The organism is Dyella sp. CR10 (assembly GCF_055814425.1).
In genome coordinates this window covers 1,255,364-1,277,602 of the sequence record NZ_CP185986.1, presented here as the reverse complement: position 1 = coordinate 1,277,602, position 22,239 = coordinate 1,255,364, and the positions used below count along the sequence as shown (strand labels likewise).

6 protein-coding genes are annotated in these 22,239 nt (G+C 69.3%); 2 read left to right on the top strand and 4 right to left on the bottom strand.

Going from position 1 to position 22,239, the window contains the following annotated elements:
* Nucleotides 1-44 precede the first annotated feature (44 nt).
* Nucleotides 45-12,467, bottom strand: a complete 12,423-nt coding sequence (locus ACNR9O_RS05900; protein ID WP_473682189.1) for an autotransporter-associated beta strand repeat-containing protein — start codon at nucleotides 12,465-12,467, stop codon at nucleotides 45-47.
* Nucleotides 12,468-13,188: 721 nt separating this feature from the next.
* Between ACNR9O_RS05900 and ACNR9O_RS05895 the strand changes: the two genes are divergently transcribed.
* Nucleotides 13,189-13,440, top strand: coding sequence for a GlsB/YeaQ/YmgE family stress response membrane protein (locus ACNR9O_RS05895; protein WP_473682190.1), 252 nt, complete (start codon nucleotides 13,189-13,191; stop codon nucleotides 13,438-13,440).
* Nucleotides 13,441-13,516: 76 nt separating this feature from the next.
* Complete coding sequence (locus tag ACNR9O_RS05890) at nucleotides 13,517-13,717, top strand: hypothetical protein (RefSeq protein WP_473682191.1); 201 nt, start codon at nucleotides 13,517-13,519, stop codon at nucleotides 13,715-13,717.
* 9 nt (nucleotides 13,718-13,726) lie between these two features.
* Here ACNR9O_RS05890 and ACNR9O_RS05885 read toward each other — a convergent pair whose 3' ends face one another.
* The 3 genes from ACNR9O_RS05885 to ACNR9O_RS05875 all read right to left on the bottom strand — a co-directional run bounded on the left by ACNR9O_RS05885 (nucleotide 13,727) and on the right by ACNR9O_RS05875 (nucleotide 21,929).
* Entirely contained in the window at nucleotides 13,727-14,080 is a 354-nt protein-coding gene (locus ACNR9O_RS05885; protein WP_473682192.1) for a hypothetical protein, read from the bottom strand.
* Entirely contained in the window at nucleotides 14,077-14,925 is an 849-nt protein-coding gene (locus ACNR9O_RS05880; protein WP_473682193.1) for an OmpA family protein, read from the bottom strand. Before ACNR9O_RS05880 ends, ACNR9O_RS05885 begins: the two co-directional genes overlap by 4 nt.
* A gap of 68 nt (nucleotides 14,926-14,993) precedes the next feature.
* Complete coding sequence (locus ACNR9O_RS05875) at nucleotides 14,994-21,929, bottom strand: ESPR-type extended signal peptide-containing protein (RefSeq protein WP_473682194.1); 6,936 nt, start codon at nucleotides 21,927-21,929, stop codon at nucleotides 14,994-14,996.
* Nucleotides 21,930-22,239: the final 310 nt, after the last annotated feature.

The following is a 22,239-nucleotide window of genomic DNA, read 5'->3' as shown; positions in this document are numbered from 1 at the left end:
AAAAAGGGCGCCTCCCCATGGGGGGTGCCCTTTTTCTTTTCCGCTCAACCGTCGCACAGCGGCTCGGCAGCCGCCGCCTTCGGCTTGGCCGGCAGCACCCGCTTCTTCTTCGCCACGACCGCCGGCTTCGCGCCGTTCCCGGGTGCGGGCACATGCCGAGGCCCCACGCGCTTGCTCTTGGCGATGGCGGCTTTCTTGGTACCGGCGGCGGCGCGCGGCTTGCACTTGCCCAGCGGCGCGTCGTCCGTCGCGGCGGGTTTGCCGGCATCCGTCATCGCCGCCCCTGCACCGGCGGCCGCCAGTGCGGCACCGGCGGCGAGCGGCGCCGCCTTGTCGCCGCGCGAGGACGGATCGTCAGCCGCCGGCGAGGATGCCGCGACGGGCGCCGCGACAGCAGCGGCCGGCGCCAGCGGCGCGTTCGGCAAGGTATCCGTGCGATGCGCGGCCGCCGCCATGGCCGCGGCAGGCGCGGCGAAGCTCCAGCGCACGCCCAGATTGGCGGCGTGGCTGTTGCCGCGGCTGGCGATATCGGCGGTGTAGTAGGCGTAGGCGCTGGCCTGCGGCGAGATGTCGAAGGCCAGACCCGCGCCGGCCTGCCAGTGGTTGTTCACGCCGGGCGTGCCGCGCACGCCGAAGCCCACGTCCGGTGCGCCGGCGAAGGCGACGCTGGCGGTGGCGTCGGAGTCGGCGCGGGTGTCGTGCAGGTAGCGCAGCAGGAAGATCGGATGGATCTGCGTGCCATTGGGCTGTTTCGCGAAATCGCCGATCACGCGCAGGCCCGCGCCGTACGCCATGCTGCTGGCTCGCGTGCGGCCGACCGCAAGAGCGGCGTCGCCCGCGCCCTGTTCGGTGAAGGCGTCGTACTTCACCTTGGCGTAGTACGCGCCGACGAACGGCTCCAGATGCCACGCGCCGCTGTTGAAGCGGTAGCCGCCTTCCACGCCCGCATTGAGCGACTTGCCGTCGTAGCGCGAACTGGCGCGCGAATCGAACAGCGGCCCGACATGGATGGTGCGGTCGCCGCTGGCGCGCTGCCAGCCGTACGAGGCCGCGCCTTCCACCCACCACTCCTGCGCCGGCATGTACAGCGCGTGCACGCCGACGGCGTACTGGTCGACGTCGACGTAGTCGCGGCGGCTGTCCACCTGCGTGCGCGAGTTGGCGAAGCTGGCGTGCGCGCCCAGACGCAGATCCGAGCCGACCGAGGTATCCACGCCCGCGATCACGCCGCGGATGCGGTAATCGGTTTCGGCCACGCCATGGGTCGCATCGCGGCTGGAGCTGTAGGTATACGGCTCGGCCCATGCCGCCGTGCCCTGCTCGCCCGTGTCGCGCGCCAGCTTCAGGCGATGGAACACGGTATCGAGGAACTGGCCCTGGCCGTTGAGCTCGTAGCGCGCGGACGACGCGTAGGTCTCGCCGGTCAGCGTCTCGAACGAACCGATCACCTGGTCGTTGGTGAGGCCGCGCGCGTAGCCCAGCAGCGTGGTCAGACGCTGCGGCGTCTGCTGCGAAATCGTCTGCAGCGCCGTCGCCATCGCCACCTGGTTGGAAGACAGGCCGGGGTACTGGTTGAACGGCGTACCGCCCGTCGGAGTGCCGCCGCTGCCGGCCTGGGTCAGGGTCAGCAGCACCGCGTTGCCCTGCGCCGTCACGCTGGCGTTGAGGAACGGCAACACGTTCTGCACCACGCTGGTATAGCTGCCGCTGACGCCGCCGGTGGCGTTGAGGATGGTGTAGGTCGTGGTCGGCCCGTACGAACCGGCCGTCGGCAGCGCCACCAGCTGGCCGCCGAGCGTGGCGGCACCGTTGACCTGGATGTGATCGCTGGTGCCGGTCGCGGTGGTGCGGATGTCGGTGATCGCGCTCGGGCCGCTGCTCAAGCCGCCGAGCGTGATGGTGCTGCCGGCAGCGCCGCTGCCGGCCGCCGCGCCGGTGGCGCCGGGCACGCCGCTGGGCGCGAGCGTGCCGGCCAGCGTAACGTTGCCACCCAGCGTGCCGCTGCCGACCAGCGCGCCGCCGCTCGCGACGGTCGCCGGACCGCTGAGGCTGGCGTTGCTGTTCACCACCAGGTTGCCGCCGATCGTGCTGCCGCCGAGGAAGCTCGCCGCGGTGCCGCCGGCGACGCTCAGCGTGCCGCCGGTGCCGACGTTGAGGTTGTCGATGTTGTTGAAGGAACCGGCCGGCAAGGTCGCTTCGCCACTGCCGGTGAGATTGAGCGCGGTGCCGGCGCCCTGCCCGTTGACCGTGCCGGTGACGCCGCCCAGCTGCGCATAGTTCACATTGACCGCGCTGCCCGCGCCCAGGTTGAGCGTGCCGGCCAGCGGGCCGGTCACCGTCGCGCTGCTGCCGCTGCCTTGCAGATTGGCGGTAGCGCCCGTACCGATGCTGATGCCGCCGCTGTACGGCGAGGTGGCAGTGAGCGTGCCGCCGTTCACTGCCAGCGCGCCACCGAAGCCGCCCAGCGTGCCGCCGAGCGTGAGCGTGCCGCTGCCCTCTTTCGCCAGCGTGCCGCTGCCGCTGAGGGCGCCGCTCAGGCCTAGATCCTGTGGGCCCTGCACGGTGAGTCCGCCGCTGCCGATGCTGACGTTGTTGGCGAGCGTCACCGCCGTATCGGATTGCAGCGTGCCGCCGTTGGCCGTCAGCGTGCCGGTGCCCAGTGCGGTCGCATTGCCCACCACCAGGTTGCCGCCGCCCAGCGCGACGCCGCCGCTGAAGGTGTTCGCACCGTTCAAGGTGAGCGGCGCGCTGCCGCCCACGTTCACGGCGCCGCTGCCGGAGATCGTGCCGCCGAGGGTCAGCGCCTGTGCGCCGCCGACGTTGAGCGCGGCGCCGAGCATGACGTCATTGGCCACCGTGAGCGGCCCCGTCGCATCGAGCGTAGTGGCACCGGCGACGTCGAGCGCGCCGGTACCCAGCGCCGAGGCATTGCCCAGCACCAAGCCGCCGCCGTTGCTGGTGACGCCGCCGGTGAACGTGTTGGCACCGCCCAGGGTGAGCGTCGACGTACCGTCCTTGATCAGGCTGCCGCCGCCGCTGATCGCACCGCCGAGCGTAAGCGCGCCGCCCGCACCCGGCAGCGTCAGCGCGCTGCCGCCGCCGAGCGCGATCGCGTTGCCCACCGTGACCGGCGCGGTCGCGTCGAGCGTGGCCGCGCCATTGACGTTCAAGCTGCCCGTGCCCAGCGCCGTGGCCGTGCCGAGGATCACGCCGCCGCCGTTGAGCGTGACGCCACCGCTGAAGGTGTTGGCGCCGCCGAGCGTGAGCATCGAGGTGCCGTCCTTGATCAGGCTGCCGCTGCCGCTGACAGTGCCGCCCAGGTTCACCGCGCCGCTCGCGCCGGGCAGCGTGAGTGCCGCGCCGCCGTTGAGAGCGACGTTGTTGGCCACGTTCAGCGCCGTGGTGGCATCGAGCGTCGCCGCGCCGTTGACGGTGAGCGCGCCGCCGCCGAGCGCGGTGGGGCTGCCGAGCAGCAGGCCGCCCGCGTTGAGCGTGACGCCGCCGCCGAAGCTGTTGTTGCCCGACAGCGTCTCGATGCCCGTGCCGTTCTTGATCAGGCTGCCGCTGCCGCTGATGGTGCCGGCGAAGCTCTGGTTGGTGGCGTCGCCGAAGGCCAAGGCGTTGGCGCCGAGATTGACGCCGCCGCCAGCACCGCTCAGGGCGCCGATGGTCTGCGTGCCGCCGGCCGCGCTCAGATCCAGCGTGCCGGTACCGTTGAGCGTCACTGCGCCGGTGGCCGCGAGGCTGCCGCCCGCGCCCAGCGCCAAAGTGCCGGCGTTGATGGTCGTGCCGCCGGTATAGGTGTTCGCGCCGTTCAAAGTCAGCGTCGCGGTGCCGCCCTTGACCAGGCTGCCGCTGCCGCTCACTGCGCCGTTCAAGCCGAGCGCGCTGCCGCCGAGTACGTCGAGCGCGGCGCCCGCGCCGAGCGTGACGCTGTTGGCCAGCGTGACCGGACCGCTCGCGTCCAGCGAAGCGGAGGCACCGACATTGAGTGCGCCCGTGCCGAGCGCCGCATTGTTGCCTACCACCAGGCCGCCGCCATTGAGCGTGATGCCGCCGCTGAAGGTGCTGGCGCCGGTCAGCGTCTGCACGCCGGTGCCGTCCTTGATCAGCCCGCCGCTGCCGTTGATGGCGCCGGCGAACACGTTATTGGCGGTACCGCCGAGGGTCAGGCTGGCGGCGCCCAGGTTGACCGTGCCGCTGACGCCGGCCAGCGCGCCGATGGTCTGGTTGCCCGCCGCACTGATGTCGAAGGTGCCGCTGCCGCCGAGCGTCACCGTGCCGGTGGAACTCAAGCTGCCGCCCGCGCCCAGGGCGAGCGTGCCGGCGTTGATGGTGGTGCCGCCGGTGTAGCTGTTGGCGCCGGTGAGGGTCAGCGTGGTGGCGCCGTCCTTGATGAGGCCGCCGCTGCCGGCGATCGCGCCGCCCAGGGTGAGCGGCGTGCTGCCCAGCACGTCGAGGTTGGCATTCAAGGTGACGGCGTTGGCCACGTTGAGCGCCGTCGTGGCGTCGAGCGTCGCCGCACCATTGACGGTAAGCGTGCCGGAACCCAGCGCGCCGGCATTGCCCAGGCTCAGTCCACCCGCGTTGAGCGCGACGCCGCCGCTGAAGCTGTTCGCACCGGTGAGGCTTTGCACGCCCGCGCCGTCCTTGACCAACCCGCCGGTGCCGGAAATCGTGCCGCCGAAGATGGTATTGCTGACGCCATTGAGGGTGAGCGTGCTACCGCCCAGGCTCACCGTGGTACCGGCCCCTCCGACCAGCGCACCGATCGCCTGGTTGCCGCCGCCAGCGATATCGAAAGTGGCGCCAGGATTGACCAGCGAGACCAGGCCGGTCGCGCTGAGGCTGCCGCCGGCGCCGATCGCCAGCGTGCCGGCATTGATCGTGGTGCCGCCGGTGAAGGTGTTGGTGCCGGTCAGCGTCTCGGTGCCGGGACCATCCTTGAACAGGCCGCCGGTACCGGCGATGGAGCCGCTGAACACACCGTTGCCGGTACCGCCGATGGTGAGCGTGTTGTTGCCCATGTTCACCGTACCGCCGCCGGTGAGCGTGCCGAAGGTCTGCGTGCCGTTGCCGGCGGACAGGTCGAACGTCGCGCCGGTGGCGACGTTCACCAGGCCGCCCGCATTGAGGCTGGCGCCGGCGCCCAGGGCCAGCGTGCCGCTGTTGATCAGCGTATTGCCCAGATAGGTGTTGGTGCCGTCCAAGGTCAGCGTGGCGGCGCCGTTCTTGATCACGCCGCCGCTGCCGGTCAGGTTGCCGCTGAGCGTCAATGCGTTGCTGCCGGCGAAGGTGAGGTCGGCATTGAGCTGCACATTGTTGGACAGCGTCACGGCCGTGCTCGAGTCCAGCGTCGTGCCCACGCCGCCCACCGTGAGTGCACCGGCACCCAGCGCGGTGTTGCTGCCGACGATCAGCCCGCCCGCATTGAGCGCGACGCCGCCGCTGAACGTGTTGTTGCCCGACAGCGTCTCGATACCGCTGCCGTTCTTGATCAATCCACCGGCACCGCCGATGGTGCCGGCAAAGCTCTGGTTGCTCGCGTCGCCGAACGTCAGCGTGCTGCCGCCGAGATTGATGTTGCCCGACGTACCGGCGAGCGCACCGATGGTCTGATTGCCGCCCGCCGAAATGTCGAACGTGCCGGTGCCGCCAAGCGTCACCGCGCCGGTGGAACTGAGGCTGCCGCCTGCACCAATCGCCAGCACACCGCCGAGAATGCTGGTGCCGCCGGTGTAGGTATTGGCGCCTGTGAGGGTGAGCGTGGAACCACCGTTCATGGTGAGGCTGCCGCCACCGGAGAGCACACCGCCCAGCGTCAACGCACCGCCGCCCTGCACGGTCAGGCCCGCGCCCAGCGTGATGTTGTTGGCGAGGCTCACATTGCCATTGGCGGCGAGCGTGCCATTGCCGGCGACGTTGAGCGCGCCGGTGCCCAGCGCGGTGTTGTTGCCCACGATCAGGCCGCCGGCGTTGAGCGTCAGGCCGCCGCTGAACGTATTGGCGCCGCTGAGCGTCTGCACGCCCGTCCCGTTCTTGATCAGCCCGCCGGTACCGCCGATGACGCCGTCGAAACTTGCGTCAGCCGCATCGCCGAAGGTGAGCGTGCTGGCGCCGAGCGTCAGCGCGCTGCCGGCCACGCCCGACAACATGCCGATGGTCTGGTTGCCGCCGGCACTGATGTCGAAGCCGGTACCGGCATTGGCCAGCGACACCGCACCCGTGGCGTTGAGGCTGCCGCCGGCGCCGAGCGCCAACGTGCCGCCGCTGATGAGTGTGCCGCCGGTGTAGGTGTTGGCGCCGGTGAACGTCTCGATGCCGGCGCCGATCTTGGTGACCCCGCCGGTGCCGGCGATCGCACCGCTGAAGGTGCCGTTGGCGGCACCGCCGACGTTGAGCATGTTCGCGCCCATGTTCACGGTGCCGCCGCCGGTCAACGTGCCGAAGCTCTGCGCGCCGTTGCCGGCGGAAAGATCGAAGGTCGCGCCGACGGCGACGTTCACCGTGCCGGTGCTGGCGAGACTGGCCCCTGCGCCAAGCGCCAGCGTGCCGCTGTTGATGAACGTGCCGCCCAGGTAGCTGTTGGTGCCGTTCAAGATCAGCGCGGCGGCGCCATTCTTGATGACGCCACCGTTGCCGCCGAGATTGCCGTTGAGCGTCAGCGCGTTGCTGCCACCGAAGGTGAGATCGGCATTGAGCAGCATGTTGTTGGCGAGCGTGACGGCGGCATCCGCATCCAGTGTGGCACCGCCGACGGTGAGCACGCCGGTGCCGAGCGCCGTGTTGCTGCCCACGGTGAGGCCGCTGCCGGCATTGAGCGTCACGCCGCCGCTGAAGCTGTTGTTGCCCGACAGCGTCTGCACGCCGCCACCGATGACCAGCCCGCCCGTCCCGCCGATACCGCCGGCGAAACTGCCGTTGCCCGCGCCGCCGATCGTGAGCGTGTTGGCGCCGAGATTGACGTTGCCGCCAAGACCGGCGAGCACGCCGATCGTCTGGTTGCCGCCGCCGGAGATATCGAACAAGCCCGTGCCGCCGAGCGTCACCGTGCCGGTGGAACTCAAGCTGCCGCCCGTGCCCAGTGCCAGCGTGCCGCCGAGGATGCTGGTGCCTCCGGTATAGAGGTTGGCGCCGGTGAGCGTCAGCGTGGACGCACCGTTCATGGTGAGGCCGCCGGCGCCGACGATCGCGCCTCCCAGCGTCAACGCGCCATTGCCCTGCACGGCGAGGCCCACGCCGTTGCCGATGGTGATGCCGTTGGCGAGGTTGATGTTGCCGTTGGCGGCGAGCGTGCCGTTGCCGGTGACGTTGAGCACGCCCGTGCCCAGCGCCGTGTTGTTGCCGACCACGAGGCCGCCCGCATTGAGCTGGACGCCGCCGCCGAAGGTGCTGGCGCCGTTAAGCGTCTGGATACCGGCGCCGTCCTTGATGATGCCGCCGCCACCGGTGATCGCACCGGCGAAGCTGGCGTCGGTCGCGCCGAGCGTGAGCAGGTTCCCGCCGAGATTCACCGCGCTGCCTGCCACGCCGGCCAGCGAGCCGATCGACTGGTTGCCGCCGAGGCTCATGTCGAAACTCGCGCCAGCGCCGGTGAGATTCAGCGCGCCGCCGGCGGCAAGGCTGCCGCCGACACCCAGTGCCAGCGTGCCGGCGCCGATGGTGGTGCCGCCGAGATAGGTGTTGGCGCCGGTCAGCGTGACGATGCCCGTGCCGGCTTTGACGATGCCGCCGGTGCCGCCGATCGCGCCGGCAAACGTCGTATTGAGCGCGCCGCCGAAGGTAAGGTTGCGACCGCCCAGCGCGATACTGCTGCCCACGGCGCCGGACAGATCGCCGATAGTCTGGTCGGCTCCCGCCCCGGACAGGTCGAAGGTCGCGCCGACGCCGCCCAGGTTCAACGCGCCTGCCGCAGCGAGGCTGCCGCCGGCGCCCAGCGCCAGCGTTCCCGCGCCGATGACGGTACCGCCCGTATAGGTGTTGGCCGCGTTGAGCGTGAGCTGCGCGCCGCCGTTCTTCACCAGCGCACCCGCGCCGCCGATCGCGCCATTGAAGGTGAGCGGCTGGCCGCCGAGCAGGTTGAGCGTGCCGCCCGCGCCGAGATTCACCGCATTACCCAGCGTCAACGCAGCGGTGCCGTCCAGCGTGACGTTGCCGCCGACGCTTAGCGTGCCGGTGCCCAGCGCCGCGCCATTGCCCAGCAGCAGGCCGCCGGCATTGAGCGCCACGCCGCCCGTGAAGTTGTTGGCACCGGTCAGTGTCTGTATGCCGGCACCAACCTTCACCAAGCCGCCGGCGCCGGTGATCAGACCGCCGAAGGTCTGGCTGGTCGCATTGCCCAGCGTCAGCGTCTGCGCGCCGAGATTGACGGTGCCGCCGAGGCCGGCCAGCGAACCGATGGTCTGGTTCGCGCTACCGCTCAGATCGAACGTGGCGCCGGTGGCGAGCGCGACATCGATGTTCGCGCTGAGGCTTCCGCCCGCCCCCATCGCCAACGTGCCGGCGTTGATGGCCAGGCCACCGCTGAAATCGTTGGCGCCGTTCAAGGTGAGCAGCGATGCGCCGCTCTTGATCAGGCCGCCCGCACCGGTCAGCCCACCGTTGAACACCAGCGGCTGGCCGCCGAGCACGTTGAGCGAACCGCCTGCGCCGAGGCTGATCGCATTGCCTAGCGTGAGGCCCAGCGATGCATCCAGCGTGACGTTGCCGCCGACATTCAACGCACCTGTGCCGAGCGCGCTGCCATTGCCCAGCAACAGTCCGCCGGCATTGAGCGCGAGACCGCCGCCGAAACTGTTAGCGCCGTTCAAGGTCAGCAGCGCGCCGCCGTTCTTCACCAGCGCACCCGCGCCGCCGATCGCGCCATTGAACGTGAGGGCCTGCCCGCCGAGCAGATTGAGTGTGCCGCCAGCGCCGAGATTCACCGCATTGCCGAGCGTCAATGCGCCGGTGCCGTCCAGTGTGACGTTGCCGCCCACGCCGAGCGTGCCGGTACCCAATGCCGCATCGTTCCCCAGCAGCAGGCCGCCGGCATTGAGCGCCACGCCGCCGGTGAAGTTGTTGGCGCCAGTCAGCGTCTGCACGCCGGCACCGACCTTCACCAAGCCGCCGGCGCCGGTGATCAGGCCACCGAAACTCTGGCTGCCTGCGTTGCCGAAAGTGAGCGTGTTGCCGCCCAGATTGACCGTGCCACCGAGACCGGAGAGCGTGCCGATGGTCTGGTTCGTGCCGCCGCTAAGATCGAACGTGGCGCCGGTCGCGAGCCCGACATCGACATTGGCGCTGAGGCTGCCGCTCGCGCCCATCGCCAGCGTGCCGGCGTTGATGGCCAGGCCACCGCTGAAATCGTTGGCGCCGTTCAAGGTGAGCAGCGATGCGCCGCTCTTGACCAGACCGCCCGCACCGGTAAGCCCACCGTTGAACACCAGCGGCTGGCCGCCGAGCACGTTGAGCGAACCGCCTGCGCCGAGGCTGATCGCATTGCCTAGCGTGAGACCCAGCGACGCATCCAGCGTGACGTTGCCGCCGACATTCAACGCGCCTGTGCCGAGTGCACTGCCGTTGCCCAGCAACAGTCCGCCGCCATTGAGCGCGAGGCCGCCGCCGAAAGTGTTGGCGCCATTCAAGGTCAGCAGCGCGCCGCCGTTCTTCACCAACGCACCCGCGCCGCCGATCGCGCCATTGAACGTGAGCGGCTGACCACCGAGCAGGTTGAGCGTGCCGCCTGCGCCGAGATTCACCGCGTTGCCCAGCGTCAACGCACCGGTGCCATCCAGCGAGACGTTGCCACCCACGCCGAGCGTGCCGGTGCCCAGCGCCGCGCCGTCGCCGAGCAGCAAGCCGCCCGCATTCAAGGCCACGCCGCCACCGAAGGTGCTCGCGCCGGCGAGCGTCTGAATGCCGCTGCCGAGTTTCACCAGGCCACCGCTGCCCGCGATGCTGCCGGCAAAGCTGGTATCGCCAAGGCCATTGAGCGTGAGCGTGCGCGCGCCGAGATTGATCGAACCGCCGAGACCGGCCAGCGAACCGATCGCCTGATCCGTGCCGGCGCCGGAGAGATCGAGACTGGTGCCGGCCGATAGGGTGAGGCCGGCGCCCGGCGACAGACTGCCGCCCGCACCCAGCGCCAGCGTGCCGCCGAGAATGGACAGGCCGCCGCTGAGCGTGTTCGCGCCGCCGAGCGTCAACGTCGATGCACCGCTCTTGAGCAGGCTGCCGGCGCCGGACAGGCCGCCGTTCAAGGTCAGCGCCGAGCTGCCCAGCAGATTGAGCGAGCCGCCGGCACCGATGGCGATGTCGTTGTTCAGCGCGAATGCGCCGCTGGTATCCAGCGTGGCGGTGCCGCCCACGTTCAGCGCCCCCGTACCGAGCGCACCGGCATTGCCCAGCAGCAGGCCGCCGCCGTTGAGCGCGAAACCACCGCTGAAGCTGTTGAGGCCGTTCAAGGTCAGCAGCGCATTGCCGCTCTTGGCCAGACCGCCGGTACCGCCGATCGCGCCGTTGAAGGCCAATGCCTGCCCGCCGAGCAGACTGAGCGACGTGCCCGCACCGAGATTGATCGCGTTGCCGAGCGAGAGACCGATCGATGCATCGAGCGTCGCGTTGCCGCCGACGTTCAACGCGCCGCTGCCCAGGGCGGCGCCATCACCCAGCATCAGGCCGCCGCCATTGAGCGCCAGGCCGCCGCTGAACGTGCTGGCGCCGTTCAAGGTCAGCAGTGCGCTGCCGGTCTTGGTCAGGCCGCCGGCGCCGCCGATCAAGCCGTTGAAAGTAAGCGCCTGCCCGCCGAGCAGGTTCAACGATGTACCCGCGCCAAGATTCACCGCGTTACCGAGCGACAGGCCGACCGACGCATCGAGCGTCGCATTGCCGCCCACGTTCAGCGCGCCCGCGCCGAGGGCGCCGCCGTTGCCCAGCATGAGGCCGCCGCCGTTGAGCGAGAGGCCACCGCCGAAGCTGTTGGCGCCATTCAAGGTGAGCAGCGCGCCGCCGCTCTTGACGAGGCCGCCGACGCCGGCGATCGCGCCATTGAATACCAGCGGCTGACCGCCCAGAAGATTGAGCGTGCCGCCCGCACCGAGATTCACCGCATTGCCCAGCGACAGGCTCAGCGAGCTATCGAACGAAACATTGCCGCCGACGTTCAGCGCGCCGCCGCCCAGTGCCGAGCCGTTCGCCACCACCAGACCGCCCGTGTTGAGCGCCACGCCTCCGCCGAACGTGTTGGCGCCGGAAAGCGTGATCGGCGCCGTGGCGTCGATGGCCAGCCCGCCCGTGCCGGACAGCACGCCGCCGAGGCCGAAGTTGTTCGCGCCGCTGAGCGAGAAGCTGCCGTTGAGCGCGATGTTGTTGCCCAGCGACAAGCCGGCGGCCGACGCCGCCAGCGCGCCACCGTTGACGGTGAGCGAACCGGTGCCGAAAACGTTGGCGTTGTCGAAGTTGACGAGACCGTCGTTGAACGTGGCGTCGGCGCTGACCAGAGCGCCCTGCAAGTTCCAGGTACCGCTGTGAACGGTCAGATGCTGGAAGCCGAGGTAACCGGTCGCGCCCACTGTCGTCGCCGCGCCGCCGGTGCCCGAACCCGGACCGCTCGCGGAGTTCTGCAACACCAGCGTGTTGTTCGCGCCGGTACCCGCGCTGACCGTGCCGGCGGCGGCCAGCTTCACGCCGGTGACGCCGGTCATGACGCCGGCGATGGCGCTGCCGCCGGAGGCATTGACGCTGGAGCCGGACACCGCGGTGAACGTGCTGCCCGCGGCGGAATCGCCCAGGTAGATGCTGCCGTTGACCGTGCCCGCATTGAGGAAGCTGTTGCTGCCGCTGCCGGCCGTGCCCAGACCGACGCGGCCGGTGATGGTGCCGGTGTTGGTGAGATTGACCGCGGCGCCGCCGTAGGTCACCACGGCTGCCGCATCCGATGTGCTGCCTACGCCCAGCAGCGACATGCCGATGTCGCCGTCGTTGATGATCGTGGTCGCGCCGCCGGCACCGTTCTGCACCACCAGCGCCTGCCCGCCGAAACCCAGCAGCGTGGCGATGTTGAACATGCCACGCATCGAACCGCCGGCCAGGTTGTTCACCGCGATGGTGTTGGTGTTGGCGCTGGCGTTGCCGATGACGGAACCGGCCATCACCAGCGACAGGCCCGCGCTGTTGGTGGTCGGATCGATCGTGCCCTGGTTGTTGAGCGTGATGCCGTTGCCGGTGAGCGTGAGCGAATTGCCGCCGATGATCGGCGGCGAGCTCACCACCGCACCGGTCTGCACGTTCACCGTGACGTTGCTGGTGCTGTTGGCGAGATTGTTCGTGCTGGAGCCGGTTGCGCAGGTGACGGTCGTGCCCGCGGTGGTGCACGCGGCGAATACCGCGCCGCTGGTGAACGGCAGCGCCATCACCGGCGCGAGGGCGAGCAGGATGCCTTTGACCAGGGGACGGCGGCCGAAACGGCCAAGACGATGCACCGGCATGACGCTTCTCCTTTGCACGAAGGGGCAAACACCGCTACCGCCGCCTAGGGGACAAGGCGCGCGCGCGGCCACGACGCCGCCCCGCGGGCGGCGGATCGAAGCTGACAAGGATGAGAAAAGCCCTCTCGCGCGGCTTGGCCGGGCGTGGGCTATGGGGGCTATGGCCTAGGGCGGCCCGTCGCAGTGGAACAGGTAACCGCGAGCCCTGGAACGACGCACCTGCATGACAGCCTCCTTTCCGATAGACACCGCACCGTTGCCGGTTCGCGTTCCCCATGGAGGCGTCCACGCCCCCGAACAGCCGCGAGCCAGTTCTGCCGCTTCACCGAAGCGGCCGGTTCAACTTCCATCGAAGCTACCCGTGCACTCCGTACACGAGCCTCGATCCCCTGCCAGTCGTCCGCTCCTGCGCCGGGTTGGAGCGGCGGCGACGAACCTTCCGTAAGAAAAACGCGCGCTGAACACGCGCCGGCGGAGTGTGGCGCCGCTGGCCGTGAAAACGCCGTCAATCTGGGTACCGCATCGCAAAAAGACCTTTCCCTTCCACGCGAGCCTGAATGAACACCGCATGGAACGGGCCGTATCGTCGTCGCTAGGAATTATCTGAAAGAGCCTTCCGATCCCGCTCCCTAGACTGCCGCCGCTCCCCGCGCCGATACGCAGCGCGCGGAGCGCGGCTGGGCACGTCCGCCCACCGCATCATTTCGAGGGAGGACTTCGCATGACTCACGGCATTCTGGCCTGGCTGATCATCGGCGCGGTGGCCGGCTGGCTCGCCGGCCTGGTGATGAAAGGCAGCGGCTTCGGCCTGCTGGTCGACATCGTGGTGGGCATCGTCGGCGCCTTCATCGGCGGCTGGCTGGCCGGCCTGCTGGGCATCAGCCTCGGCGGCGGCATGCTCGCCTCCATCGTCACCGCTACCGTCGGCGCGATCGTGCTGCTGTTCGTGGTGCGCCTGTTCCGCCGCGCCTGAGCGCGACGTTCGATCACTCGCCCTGGGCGCGCGGCAAGGTGCTGTGCGCTCACGGCGAACGCATGGGGGCGACATCATGAAAACCATCGTTTACCGCATCCAGGAAGACCAGAACGGACTCTGGACCTTGTGGACCGGCGATCACGCCATCTCGGCCGGACTGCGTCTGGGGCCGGCGATCAAACTGGCGCGCCTGCTGGCGCGCGAACGCAGCGACGACGATGCACGCATCGAGCTGGTGAGCTGCGGCCACACCATCGCGGTAGATCGCGCCTGAGTTTGCGGTTCAGTACAGACGCTTGAGCGTCGCGACGGCGCGGCGCAGCACGTCATGCATGTCCGGGTCGATCACGACCAGACGGTCCACCGCGCGCAGCATCGCCAGGGCGATGTCATCCTGCAGCGCGGGCTTGCCCCATTCCGATACCAGGATGCAGCGCAGCAGCGGCAGGCGGACGCGTGCCAGCGAGGCCGCGTCGTCCGGCGAGGCCTCGGCTGCGATGGCGGCCAGATCTCTCCAGAGAAGAAGGTCGCGCGGATGTTGGTACGGCAGCGTGCGCGCATCCGCCACCAGACGCAGTACATCCGGCAGCGGTCGACGCCGAAGCGGCCATGCCGCGCCGCTATGCATGCCGGTCAAGGCGTGCGCTCGGCCAGCGCGGCATCAGCCAGGCTCACCTGCACTACTACGCGGCGATTCGGCGCCAGGCATGCGATCAATACGTCGCGCGCGGTGTCGTCGCAAGTCTTGACCGGATCGACCTTGCCCAGGCCTTCCGCCTGGAACAGTTCCGACGGCAGTCCCTTGCTCGCCAGGTAGTCCATCACCGCGTAGGCGCGGCGGCCGGAAAGCTGATCGTTGTGATCGTCGCTGCCCAGGCGGTCGGTATAGCCGGCGATGCGGATGTTGGCGATGCGCTCGCGATGGGCCAGCAGGTTCGCGGCGAGCGCGTTGAGCTGCGCGCGGCCGTCGTGGGTGATATCGGCGACGGTGGCGCGGTCGAAAGCGAACAGCGCATCGGCGGACAGAATGAAGTTCTGCGTCGCGGACGATGCCTGTGCTTCGGCTTGCTGCTGATAGCGCGCGCAGGTCTCAGGCTTCCAGTAGAAGCTGCGCGCGAGCTGGTCCTGGTCGAACAGGATCTTGAACTGGCAGGTGCTCACCGCGCCGCCCGCATCGCGGAAATGGAACAGGTAATTCCACTCGCGCACACCCCACACGCCCTCGCTGAAATGCGGATAGCCGATCAACGCGGCGATCTGCGACTTGCCGATGCCCTGCTGCACCAGCCGCAGGCTCGCTGGGCTGGGGAACGTGCCGTCGCGGTGCATCGGCGTGGCGTCTTCCGGCGCCGGCCATACCAGCGCCTCGGCCGTGCGGCCATCGCGCGCGATGCCACGGCTGACGTTGCCGCAGGCGGTGAGCATGCCGGCGGCGCCGAGCGCCGCGAGCAACAGGACGAACTGCTTGAAGGAAAGGATCATCGATTCTGCACTCCTTGAAACGGTGGCTGGCGCGCAGCGTTCCGGCGGAACGCCGCGCCCCTCCCCGGTCACCACACCATGCCCGCGCCCACGCCCACGCCCGCATCGCCGCGCGAATTGGTGGTGGCGTTGAGCTTGAACACGTAGCGGCCGCTTTCGCTGATGGTCGACACGCCGACGGCGATGCCGGTCTCGCCATGGAAGTTGCCCAGCGCCACGCCGGCCGAGCTCTGGTTCGGCTGGTAGGCCTGCGGCAGGCTCGCCATCGCCATCGCCGAAGCGATACCGGCGTTGGCGCGATTGCCGATCTGGTTGAGGTTGCGGTCCACCGTCTCGAAACGGCTGTCCGTGTAGCTCTTTGACCAATCCTTGGCCTGGTTGATCGCATCGTTCAACTGGCCGACGTTGGCCGCGTCGGTGGTCGCCGTGCCGGGGCCCACGTTGTGGATCACGGTGGGCGAACCGCCGCCGTTGAGCGTGACGCTGCCGTAGTCGGTGCCGCCGTTCACGGTGGTGTCGTACTTCACCGCGCCGGACTGCGAGGCCTTGAGCTGGCTGACGTTGACCGCATCGGTATCGGCCGTGCCGGCCGCCACGTTGGTCACCTGGCGCTCGCTGCCGGCCGCGCCGACCGACACGCTGTTGGCGCGGTCGGCCACTGAGCCGCTGCCCACGGCGACGCTGTTGGTCGCCGTGGCCTGCGCACCGGAACCCACCGCCGTGCTGGCGCTGCCCGAGGCCACCGCGCCGGCACCGCCGGCCGTGGCATCGGTACCGGATGCCTGCGGCTTGCCCTTGGCCGAGCTGTCATTGACCTGGAAGTAGCCGTCCTTGCCGTTCTGCAGGTTGGTGATGGCGGTGGTGTTGTTCGACACCTGCTGATTGGTGGCATACAGCTGCGAGCCGTTCACCGCGTCGGTGCTGGTGGCGCTGACCGCGCCCTGGTGCACGTTGCTGATGGTGGTGCCGCCGGTCGCGCCGCCGTCGGTCGATGTCGTGCCGCCCAGGGTGACGCTGCCCTTGCCGCTGTTGTCGTACTGCACTGCGTTGCTGCTGAGGTTGCTGACCTGCGAGCCGAGGTTGTTCACCGCTTGGTTGGTGGCATAGAGCTGCGACCCGTTCACCGCGTCGGTGCTGTTGGCGTTGAGCTGCCCGGCTGCGACGTTGGTGACAGTACGCTCGGCGCCGGCGCTGCCCACGCTGACCGTGCTGGTCGGCGCCGTGCCGGCAAAGCTGTAACTGGTGCCGTTGATCGTGGTGCCGGTGGTGGCCACCGCCGCGGACGTGGTGGAGCCTGCGCCCAGTGCCACATCACCGGCGTTGCTGGCCTTGGCACCGGAACCGATCGCCACGGCGTTCTGTGCCGATGCGCTGGCCGTGTCGCCCATGGCCACCGCGCCGGCGCCACTGGCGCTCGATGCGTTGCCCAGCGCGACGGCGCCCTGCCCGTTCGCCGCGCTCTGATTGCCAAGCGCCACCGCGCCCTGGCCGGCGGCGGTGTTGTTCGCGCCCATCGCGACGGCGCCGGTGCCGGTGGCCGTGTTGGGATCGCCGATCGCCACCGCACCGTTGCCCGAAGCCACGTTGCCCACACCGATCGAGACCGCCTTGCCGCCGGTGGCGGTCGCGGACTGGCCGATCGCCACTGCGCCGGCCGAATCCGCTACGGCGCCGGTACCCTGCGCGATCGAATTGCCGCCAGTGGCCTTGGCGCCGTTGCCGAGCGCGATGTCATTGGCGATGGTGGCGTTGCCGCTCACGCCGGCAACTGCGTTGACGCCCTGCGCGATCGAGCCGTTGCCGTAGGCATTGGCTGCCGGGCCGACCGCCACACTGTCGGAACCCGCCGCCACGCTGTCGGCCTGCGTCGAGTTGGCGTGGAAGTACTTGATGCCGCCGCCGTTGATCGAACCGCCGATCTGGTTCAGCACGTTCTGCACGGAGCTGTAGCTCGCACCGTTGTAATCGAGCGAGGTGGTGACCGTGCCGGTGGTCGGGTCGTAGCTGCTGTTGCCGCCCAGCGAGGTCGCCACGGAGCTGCCCAGGTTGTTCACCGTCGTGTTGGTGGCATTGAGCTGCGAGCCGTTCACCGCATCGGTGCTGGTGGAGGACAGCGTGCCGGCGCCGACGTTGGTGATTTTCTGCGCCGAGCCGCTGCCGTGGCTGGCATCGTAGGCGCCCAGCGCGCTGTTCCACTGCAGCGCATCCTGCTGCAGCGCCGTGATGTTGCTCGTGTTGGTGGTGGTCTGGTTGCCCAGGTTGGTGATCGCCGTGGTGTTGTTGGCGATGTTCGTAGTGTTGGCGCTCACCTGCTGGTTGGTCGCATTGAGCTGCGAACCGTTGACCGCATCCGTGCTGGTCGAGGACAGATTGCCCGCTGCCACGTTGGTCAGGTTGACCGGCGTGGTGGAACCGGCGCCACCCAGCGTCACGCTGGTCTTGCCCGTGTTGTCGTATTGCACGGCGTTGCCGGACAGCGTGCCTATCTGCGAGCCCAGGCTATCCACCGCCTGATTGGTCGCGTACAGCTGGCTGCCATTGACCGCATCGGTGCTGCTGTTGCTGAGTCGCCCCGCCGCCACGTTGGTGACGGTGCGTTCGGCGCCGGCGGCGCCCACGCTCACCGTGCTGCCTGGCGTGGTCCCGGCAAAGCCGTAGGTCGTGCCGTTGATGGTGGCGTTCACCGTACCGACCGCCACGCCCGTGGTCGAGTTGGCGCCCAAAGCCACATCGTTGGCGTTGTTGGCGACCGCGCTCTGGCCGATCGCGACGCTGTTCGTGCCGGTGGCAGTGCTGTCGGTGCCGGTGGAATTGGCGTGGAAGTACTTGGTGCCGGTGGCGTAGACATTGTTGACCTGGTTGCCCAGATTGGTGATCGCCGTAGTGTTGTTGGCGATGTTGGTGGTGTTGGCGTTGACCTGCTGGTTGGTCGCGTACAGCTGCGAGCCGTTCACCGCATCGGTGCTGCTCGAGGACAGCGTGCCGGCGCCGACGTTGGTGATCTTCTGCGGCGAGCCGCTGCCGTGGCTGGCATCGTAGGCGCCCAGCGCGCTGTTCCACTGCAGTGCGTCCTGCTGCAGCGCCGTGATGTTGTTGGTGTTGGTGGTGGTCTGGTTGCCGAGATTGGTGATCGCCGTCGTGTTGTTGGCGATGTTGGTGGTGTTGCTGCTCACCTGCTGGTTGGTCGCATTGAGCTGCGAACCGTTCACCGCATCGGTGCTGGTCGAGGACAGCGCGCCCGGCGCCACGTTAGTCACCGTTACTGGCGCGGTGGCGCCGGCGCCGCCCAGCGTTACGCTGGTCTTCGCGCTGCTGTCGTACATCACGGCGTTACCCGTGGCCGCACCCACCACCGCCTGCAGCTGACTTACGTTCACCGCGTCGGTGCCCGCGCTGCCTGCGGCCACGCCGGTGATCTGCCGATTGCCGACATTCACCTCGCCTGCCGACGTCTGCGGCACGGCCAGGCCGAAGGCCGTGTAGTTGGTCTGCGCACCGCGCGTATCGGCCGAACCCGCGCCCAGCGCGACATCGTTGGCGAACGTGGTCTTGGCGCCGTTGCCCATCGCCACGCTATTGGTGCCGCCCGAGCTCGCGCTGGTGCCGATCGCCACGCTGTCGACGCCAACGGCGCTGGAATCCGTGCCGGTGGAATTGGCGTGGAAGTACTTGGTGCCGGTGGCGTAGACGTTGTTGACCTGATTGCCCAGGTTGGTGATCGCCGTCGTGTTGTTGCTGACCTGCTGATTGGTGGCGTACAGCTGCGAGCCATTCACCGCGTCGGTGCTGCTCGAGGACAGCGTGCCGGCGCCGACGTTGGTGATCTTCTGCGGCGAACCGCTGCCGTGGCTGGCATCGTAGGCGCCCAGCGAGCTGTTCCACTGCAGCGCGTCCTGCTGCAGGGCCGTGATGTTGTTGGTGTTGGTGGTGGTCTGGTTGCCCAGGTTAGTGATCGCCGTCGTGTTGTTGGCGATGTTGGTCGTGTTGGTGCTCACCTGCTGGTTGGTCGCGTACAGCTGACTGCCGTTGATCGCGTCCGTGCTGGAAGACGAGATCACGCCGGCCGCCACGTTCTGGAGCTGACGCTCCGCGCCCGACGCGCCCACCGAAACCACGCCGCTCGCTGCCTTGGCAATGCCCGCCGCCGTACCGCCGAACGCTGCCGTCGTGCCGGCATGCGGTGCCGCCGTGGTGCTGTTAGCGCCCAGGGCAACGTCGTTGGCGTTGCTGGCAACTGCGCTCTGGCCGATGGCAACGCTGTCCGCGCCGGTGGCAGTGCTATCCGTGCCGGTGGAATTGGCGTGGAAGTACTTGGTGCCAGTGGCGTAGACGTTGTTGACCTGGTTGCCCAGGTTGGTGATCGCCGTCGTGTTGTTGGCGATGTTGGTGGTGTTGGTGCTGACTTGCTGGTTGGTGGCGTACAGCTGCGAGCCGTTCACCGCATCGGTGCTGCTCGAGGACAGCGTGCCGGCGCCGACGTTCGTGATCTGCTGCGGCGAACCGCTGCCGTGGCTGGCATCGTAGGCGCCCAGCGCGCTGTTCCACTGCAGCGCGTCCTGCTGCAGGGCCGTGATGTTGTTGGTGTTGGTGGTGGTCTGGTTGCCCAGGTTAGTGATCGCCGTCGTGTTGTTGGCGATGTTGGTCGTGTTGGTACTCACCTGCTGGTTGGTGGCGTACAGCTGCGAGCCGTTCACCGCGTCCGTGCTGGTCGATGACAGCGTACCCGCCGTGAGGTTGGTGATCTTCACGCCGCCCGCGGGCGCGCCGGCACCGCCGGTCGCGCCGAGAGTGATGGTGTCGCCGTTGGGCGCGTCGTACTTCACCGCGATGTTGGCGGTGTTGGCGACGTTGCTGTTCAGCGCGCCCAGCGCGCCGGCCACGGTGGTCTGACTGGTGGGCGCACCGACCGCACCGGTCGTGCTGACGCTGTTGATCGGCTGGCTGAAGCCGCCGACGGCGCCGGTGGCGCTGTTGTAGGAGGCGCCCCCGCCAAGCGTGCTCGCGGTCGAGCCGCCCAGGCTGTTCAAGCCGGTCACCACGGTGTTGAGCTGCGAGCCGTTGATCGCGTCGGTGCTGGAGGCGGAGATCACGCCCGCCGCCACGTTCTGCAGTTGCCGTTCACTGCCCGCCGCGCCGATCGAGACCACCGATGCCGGCGTGGTCGCCGCGGCCGTACCGCCATACATCGCGAACGTGCCGGCATGCGGCGCCGCCGTCGCCGAACCGGCACCCAGCGCCACGTCGCTGGCGTTGACCGCGCTCGAACCGGAACCCAGCGCCACGCCCTTGCTTGCCGAGGCGGCCGCCGTGTCGCCGAAAGCGAGCGAACCCGCCGCCGCTGCGTTCGATGCATTGCCCAAGGCGACCGAGCCCTGGCCGGTCGCGGTGTTGCTGTTGCCCTGTGCCACGGCGCCGTTGCCGTTGGCGGTGTTGTCGGCGCCGACCGCCACCGCACCCGTGCCGGTGGCCGAGTTCGGATCGCCGATCGCCACCGCGCCGTTGCCGCTGGCCGTCTGCTGGTTGCCGATCGCCACCGCGCCGATGCCGCTGCTCACGCTGGACTTGTAGCCGATGGCCGTCGAGCCCAGCCCCGCGGCCGCAGCCACGGAAGACGTGTCGCCGATCGCCACCGTGCTCCCCGCCGAGGCCGTGGACAGGCTGCCCAGCGCTACCGAGCTGGCGCCGGTGGCCTTGGACTGATTGCCTACCGCGGTGGCGGCGAAGTTCGAGGCGACCGTGCCGATGCCCAGCGCCGTGGCGTTGGTGCCGCTCGCGGCCGCGCCCAGGCCGAACGCGGAGGCCTGTCCGCCGGACGCATTGGCCGTAGCGCCGACCGCCGTACTGTTGGCGCCGGCCGAAGCCGCCTGATTGCCGACCGCCGTGCTGTTGCCGCCCGTCGCGGCCGACGTCACACCGATCGCGGTGTCCTGCGGCCCGCTGGCCCTGGCCTGATTGCCGACCGCGGTCGCGTCGGTGTTGGAGGCGACGGTGCCGTAGCCCAGCGCCGTGCTGGTCGTGCCGCTGGAGGCGGCGTTGTAGCCCAGCGCCACGCTGTCCACGCCCGCGGAGGCGGCATTGCCGCCGATTGCCACCGTATTGCCGCCGGTCGCCTTGGTACTGGGGCCGATGGCGATGTCGTTGACGATCGCGGTGGAACCGCTCACGCCGGCCACGGCATTGAGGCCTTGCGCGATCGAGTTGCTGCCGTAGGCATTGGCGCTCTTGCCGACCGCCACCGCGCTGTTGGCCGCCGTAGCGGCATCGCCCGCGGCCAGACCGAAAGCCGCGGTCACGGAGGAACCACGGCCGAACGCGATGCCGGAGGTGGCGCCGGAAGCGACCGACGACTGGCCGCCGATCGCGATACCGTCCGCCGCGGCCGCCTGCGCGCCCTTGGTGCTGTTGCTGCCGATGGCGACCGCGCCCGAACCGGAGGCGGTGGTCGAATTGGCGACCGACAGCGGAGTGGTGCCGTCGCCGCCGGCGCCGCCGATGGCGACGGTGTTGAGGGCGGTGGCGTTGCTGCCGAAACCGAGCGCGGTACTGCTCGTGCCCGACGCGACGGACTCCAAGCCGAAGGCCGAGCCCCATTTCGACGCATTGCTCATCAGACCGAACGCTGCCGCACCGTTGCCGTTGGCCTGGGCGAACGAGCCGTAGACGCTCACGCCCGTGTATCCGTTACCGGATGCGTTGCAGCCGGCGACATTGGAATACGTGCCGCTGCCATCCACCGCATAGGCTGATGTGGTGCCCGGATTGGTGCGCCCGACGAGACCAGTGCTGCTTGTGGTGCAGCTCTGGCTCGAGTTGTAGGTATTGGCAAGTGCCGCCGACGGCCAGAACTGCACCACCGCCGCCAGCGCAGCCGCCAGCGTGCCCAGCCTCAGTCCGGCGGAGGCCGTGCCGCTCGCGGCGTTGCCGCTGTCGCCGCGGGCCAGTTCCGACGCCACGACCACCTGGCCCAGCGAACGATTCCACACCTTGCTGAAAATCTTGTTCATGACTGCCTCTCGGTCACCCTGTGGAGACGCCGCGGAACACCGCAACGCGCCTCACCGCCTGGAAAGCGGGGTGTGCTAGGCCGCACCGGGCCGCACCGGGCGAGTCGCCCGGCGGCCAGTCATGGAGTGGTTTCGCCTACCCCTGTAGGGCCCCCTTGGGAAACGAGATCCCGGCACCCAGGCGCCAGGGGGCTAGAGCCTGAGTACCGCCAGCGTTAGCTCGCCGACACATACGCATCCTTGGTATGCGGGAAACCGGGTGCGGCACGGGGCGGGCGGAAGACCCGGAAAAAGCGGACGTGCCCCGTCG